The 5,392-nt window shown below is 29.5% G+C and carries 7 protein-coding genes; 6 read left to right on the forward strand and 1 reads right to left on the reverse strand.

The features are described from left to right. The 5 genes from GQ540_RS01170 to GQ540_RS01190 all read left to right on the forward strand — a co-directional run. Window positions 1-824 (forward strand): tetratricopeptide repeat protein (locus GQ540_RS01170; RefSeq protein WP_291796101.1); only part of this gene is annotated, 824 nt, incomplete at its 5' end. Window positions 825-838: 14 nt separating this feature from the next. Then, window positions 839-1,171 (forward strand): DUF4286 family protein, encoded by a 333-nt coding sequence (locus tag GQ540_RS01175; protein WP_291796104.1) that lies wholly within the window; start codon window positions 839-841, stop codon window positions 1,169-1,171. Between the two features lie 3 nt (window positions 1,172-1,174). Beyond that, window positions 1,175-1,951 (forward strand): 16S rRNA (adenine(1518)-N(6)/adenine(1519)-N(6))-dimethyltransferase RsmA, encoded by a 777-nt coding sequence (gene rsmA / locus GQ540_RS01180; RefSeq protein ID WP_291796107.1) that lies wholly within the window; start codon window positions 1,175-1,177, stop codon window positions 1,949-1,951. Next, window positions 1,941-3,296: a magnesium transporter gene (mgtE, locus tag GQ540_RS01185; RefSeq protein ID WP_291796110.1), complete on the forward strand. Its 1,356-nt coding sequence runs from the start codon at window positions 1,941-1,943 to the stop codon at window positions 3,294-3,296. The genes rsmA and mgtE overlap by 11 nt, the downstream gene beginning before the upstream one ends. Window positions 3,297-3,373: 77 nt before the next feature. Then, window positions 3,374-4,699: an alkaline phosphatase gene (locus tag GQ540_RS01190; protein ID WP_291796113.1), complete on the forward strand. Its 1,326-nt coding sequence runs from the start codon at window positions 3,374-3,376 to the stop codon at window positions 4,697-4,699. Here GQ540_RS01190 and GQ540_RS01195 read toward each other — a convergent pair. Beyond that, window positions 4,696-5,226 carry an RNA methyltransferase gene (locus GQ540_RS01195; RefSeq protein WP_291796116.1) on the reverse strand — a complete coding sequence of 177 codons (531 nt, stop codon included), beginning with the start codon at window positions 5,224-5,226 and terminating at the stop codon, window positions 4,696-4,698. The two genes, GQ540_RS01190 and GQ540_RS01195, sit on opposite strands and share 4 nt — an antisense overlap. A 95-nt stretch (window positions 5,227-5,321) precedes the next feature. Between GQ540_RS01195 and GQ540_RS13200 the strand changes: the two genes are divergently transcribed. Then, window positions 5,322-5,392, forward strand: a 71-nt coding sequence (locus GQ540_RS13200; RefSeq protein WP_367205860.1) for a hypothetical protein, incomplete at its 3' end; no start/stop codon positions are given.

Genomic DNA, 5,392 nt, shown 5'->3' on the forward strand with positions numbered 1-5,392 from the left:
TTTTACAATTATTTAGCACCTATGGAAAAAACACTAAAACAATTCAAATTCAGGCTATTTATGCTGAATTTTTAGCTTTCAGAAAAAATGAACCTACAACAGCAATTGCTGTTTTAAAAAATGCTTTAAAATTTCCAATAAATCAATTTCAAAAAGGGCATTTAAAAACCAAATTGGCTGATATTTTAGTATTTACAAATAAATTTAGTAGCGCACTCATTTATTACACACAAGTGCAAAACGATTTAAAAAATCACACAATTGGACAAACTGCTCGATTTAAAATTGCACAAACTTCCTATTTTAAAGGAGACTTTAAATGGGCACAATCTCAATTAAAAGTGTTAAAAAATTCAACTTCGCAATTAATTGCAAACGATGCCTTAGACTTAAATTTATTAATTACAGACAATGCTGTAAAAGACAGTTTAAAAATAGCTTTAAAAACCTATGCTATTGCAGATTTATTGGCATATCAAAATAAAAATAAACAAGCAATTGATACATTAGAAGTAGTTTTAAAAAATTACAAAGGACATTCTATTGAAGATGAAACATTATTTAAACAAGCTAAATTGTTTGAAAAAATTAATAATTTTCAGAATGCCAAAAACAATTATCTTCAAATTATAAAAATTAATAAAGAAGATATTTTAGCTGATGATGCACATTATTATTTAGCTGAATTGTATTTGAACAAATTAAATAACACAGAAAAAGCCAAAGAGTATTATCAAAAAATTATATTTGAATATCCATCAAGTATTTACTTGGTTGATGCTCGTAAAAAATTTAGAAAACTAAGAGGCGACGAAATAAATTAACACTCCAAAAAAATATGTATATATACAACGTTACTACAAATATTGACGAAGCTATTAAAGCCGAATGGTTACAATGGATGAAAGAAAAGCACATCCCAAATATGCTTGAAACAGGCAAGTTTATTAGTGCTAAAATGAGTCAGGTTTTAATAAATGAAGAAATGGGTGGTGTTACCTATTCTGTCCAATACACAACTGACAGTTTAGAAACCTTACACGCATATTACAACGAAGATGCTCCAAAATTACGTGAAGAAGCTATATCTTTATTTAAAGATAAAATAGTAGCTTTTAGAACAGAATTAAAAGTAATTAGTGAACAATTTAGCATGAGCTTAAAAAATTAATTTATGAGTGTAAGAGCAAAAAAACACCTTGGGCAACATTTTTTAAAGGATGAACTTATAGCAGAACAAATTGCAGATAGTTTAACTGGAAATGGTTACAAAAATGTATTAGAAATTGGACCAGGAATGGGTGTTTTAACAAAATACTTACTCAAAAAAAAGTACACAACACATGTTATTGAAATTGATACAGACTCTGTTGAATATTTAAAAGCACATTATTTAAATTTAGCCAGTAGAATTATTTCAAAAGATTTTTTAAAAATTGATTTAACTGAGTTTTTTGGAGATGAACAAGTGGCAATTATTGGTAATTTTCCTTATAATATTTCAACACAAATTGTATTTAAAGCCTTAGAAAATCGTCATCAAATTCCTGAATTTTCAGGAATGTTTCAAAAAGAAGTTGCAAAACGAATTGCTGAAAAAGAAGGAAGTAAAGTATATGGAATTATGTCGGTTCTTACACAAGCATTTTACGATGTTGAATATTTATTTACCGTTCCGCCAACCGTATTTAACCCGCCTCCAAAAGTAGATTCAGGAGTAATCAGGCTTACTAGAAAAGAAAATTACACGTTACCTGTAGATGAAAAATTATTTTATAGAGTTGTAAAAACAGCTTTTCAACAACGCCGAAAAACACTTCGTAACAGTTTAAAAACATTGAATTTATCTGATAGTTTAAGAGAAGATGTTATCTTTGCTAAACGTCCTGAGCAGTTATCTGTTCAAGAATTCATTAGTCTTACTTCTAAAATAGAAAAAGATGCCGTTTGAAATTACAAAAGAATATATTCTAGAAATTCAACAATTAATTGCTGAACAAAAAAATGATGCTCTTTTAAATTTATTAAAAGAAGTACATTATGCTGATGTTGCTGAAATTGTAGAGGAATTAAATTCTTATGAAGCAACTTATTTAATAAAATTATTAGATAGTGATAAAACTTCAGATGTAATTGCAGAATTAGATGAAGATACTCGTGAAAAAATATTAAGAAAGCTTTCGTCAAAAGAAATTGCAGGAGAGATTGATGAGTTAGATACCGATGATGCTGCTGATATTATTGGTGAACTTCCTGAAGAACAAAAAGAGGAAGTAATTTCACACATTGAAGATGTAGAACACGCAAAAGAAATTGTAGAACTTTTACGTTATGATGAAGATACTGCCGGTGGTTTAATGGCAAAAGAATTGGTGAAAGTTAACGAAAACTGGAATGTGCTTACTTGCGTTAAAGAAATGCGTGCGCAAGCCGAAGAAGTTACACGTGTACACTCCATTTATGTAGTTGATGATAATGATATTTTAAGAGGTCGTCTTTCGCTAAAAGATTTACTAACAACCTCAACAAGGTCTCCAATTAAAGATATTTTTATAAAAAAAGTAGATTCAGTTAATGTAAACGAAGAAGCCGAGGAGGTTGCAAAAATTATGCAAAAGTACGATTTAGAAGCAATTCCGGTTGTTGATGAATTAGGTCGTTTAGTTGGTAGAATTACCATTGATGATATTGTTGATGTAATAAAAGAAGAAGCTGAAAAAGATTATCAATTAGCTGCAGGTATTGTTGAAGATGTTGAAGCCGATGATACAATTTTGGAATTGACTAGAGCACGTCTTCCTTGGTTAGTGTTAGGTTTATTTGGGGGTTTAGGAAGTGTATTTATTATGGAAGGTTATGAAGAGTTTATGGTAAACCCAGAATATAAACGTCTTTTCTTTTTTACACCTTTAATTGCTGCAATGGCAGGTAATGTTGGTGTACAATCATCAGCAATTGTAGTTCAAGGTTTAGCAAATGATATTATCAAAGGAAGTTTGTTTAGCAGACTTTTAAAAGAAGTAAGTTTAAGTTTAATAAGCGGTATTGTATTAGGCATATTAGTCATGCTTTTTGGTTTAATTACAAATATGAATCCTCAATTTAGTTTTACAGTAGCAATTTCAATGTTAATTGTAATAATAGTAGCTTCATTAGTAGGAACATTTGTGCCAATTATTTTAGACAAAAGAGGTATTGACCCAGCAATTGCAACGGGTCCATTTATAACAACAAGTAATGATATTTTTGGGATTTTCTTATTCTTTTTTATCGCAAAAATAATGCTTGGTTTCTAGTATTCAAAAAACAACATTGGTGTTATATACTTTCAAAAAAATGATTCACTTTTATTCTTAATTCAGCCTTTCATCTCATGAAAAAATTAACTTCCATTTTATTTATATTTAGCTTTTCTATCACATTTGCACAAAAAACATTGTTACAATCTGGTCCAATGGTTGGTTACGCTGAAAAGCAGGAGGTATTACTCTGGGTTCAAACAACAAAAAATGCTGAAGTAAAATTTAAATATTGGCCAAAATCCGACACTAAAAATGTTCATTGGTCTAATACAATAAAAACTAAAAAAGAAGATTCTTATGTTGCTAAGTTTATTTTAGATGAAGTAAAACCTGGAACATCATATAATTACGAATTATCTATTAATAATAAAAAAATTGCTTTTGATTATGATTTAACATTCAAAACTCAAGAATTATGGAGATGGAGAAAAGATGCACCAAACTTTAAATTTGCCTTCGGAAGTTGTACTTATATAAACGATTCTGAGTTTGATAGACCCGGAACACCTTACGGAAGTAATTACCAAATTTTTGAAAGTATAAGAAAAAAACAACCCGATTTTATGCTTTGGGGCGGTGATAATTTGTATTTAAGACAAGATGAATGGAATAGTAGAACTGGTTTCAATTATAGATATACGAAAGATAGGTCGTTACCAGAATTACAAGCTTTACTTGCTTCAACTTCAAATTATGCAATTTTAGACGACCATGATTTTGGGGCTGATAACTCTGATGGAAGCTTTTGGAATAAAAACATGTCGCTTGAGTTTTTCGAAAACTTTTGGGGAAATCCTTCGGTTGGTATTGGAAATATTAAAGGTGCAATCTCGTTTTTTAGCTGGAATGATGCCGATTTCTTTTTGTTAGATAACCGCTATCATAGAAATTCAGATAGATTAAAAAGTGATAATAAAACAATTTTAGGAAAGGAACAATTAAGTTGGTTAAAAAATGCATTAGCAAGTAGCAATGCCAATTTTAAGTTTGTTGTTATTGGTGGTCAAGTTTTAAATACTTCAAAAAGCCATGAAAATTATATAAATAATGGTTTTGATAAAGAACGTTTAGATATTTTAAATTTCATTCAAAATCAACAAATTAAAGGTGTTATATTTTTAACAGGTGACAGGCATCATACTGAAATGAGTTTGTTAAAAGATAACAATAAAGTCGCTATTTACGATTTAACGGTTTCACCATTTACATCGGGTGTTGGTAATAAAGATAGGAAAGAAAAAAATAGTTTAAGAGTTGAAAATACCATGGTAACACAACATAATTTTTCTACTATCGAATTTTCTGGAGATTGGAAAAATAGGCAAGCAACTATAACAATTTTTGATGCAGATGGAGAAAAAATATGGGAACAAGTAATTAAAAAAAGTGATTTTTAATACTTAAATTTCTTAAACAAATCCCAAAGTACAACACCAGCACTAACTGAAATATTCAACGAATGTTTTGTGCCAAATTGTGGAATTTCAACACAATAATTTGAAGTTGAAACCACATCTTGTTGTACGCCCTTAACTTCATTCCCAAGAACTACTGCATATTTTTGATTTGATTTAATAGTAAAATCTTGAAGCATCGTACTTTCTTCAGCTTGTTCTATAGATGCAACTAGCACACTCTCTTTTTGCAGTTTTTGAATCAATTCAAGCGTGTTCTCAACATATTCCCATGCAACAGATTCTGTAGCTCCCAACGCAGTTTTATGAATTTCTTTATGTGGTGGTTTTGCAGTAATTCCACACAAATAAATTTTTTCAATTAAAAATGCGTCGCTAGTTCTAAAAACAGAGCCAATATTATTTAAACTTCTAATATTATCAAGCACTACAATTAACGGAATTTTATCAGTTTTTTTAAACTCCTCAACATTCAATCTTCCTAATTCACTGTTTTTTAATTTTCTCATAAATTCGTTTATCTTTAAAACGGAATAATTAACTTCGCAAAACTAATCTAAATTCTTAAAAATTGGCAGCGAAAACCAAGAAAGTCACTCCTTTAATGAAACAATACAATGCCATTAAGGTGAAATATCCTGATGCAATGTTGTTGTTTAGAGTTGGTGATTTTTA

Origin of the sequence: Lutibacter sp. (assembly GCF_013139515.1) — a bacterium.
GTDB lineage: Bacteria > Bacteroidota > Bacteroidia > Flavobacteriales > Flavobacteriaceae > Lutibacter.

Coding starts and splice junctions, on each gene's coding strand:
- GQ540_RS01175 (WP_291796104.1), top strand. CDS start 839: ATGTATATATACAACGTTACTACAAATATTGACGAAGCTATTAAAGCC.
- rsmA (WP_291796107.1), top strand. CDS start 1,175: ATGAGTGTAAGAGCAAAAAAACACCTTGGGCAACATTTTTTAAAGGAT.
- mgtE (WP_291796110.1), top strand. CDS start 1,941: ATGCCGTTTGAAATTACAAAAGAATATATTCTAGAAATTCAACAATTA.
- GQ540_RS01190 (WP_291796113.1), top strand. CDS start 3,374: ATGAAAAAATTAACTTCCATTTTATTTATATTTAGCTTTTCTATCACA.
- GQ540_RS01195 (WP_291796116.1), bottom strand. CDS start 5,226: ATGAGAAAATTAAAAAACAGTGAATTAGGAAGATTGAATGTTGAGGAG.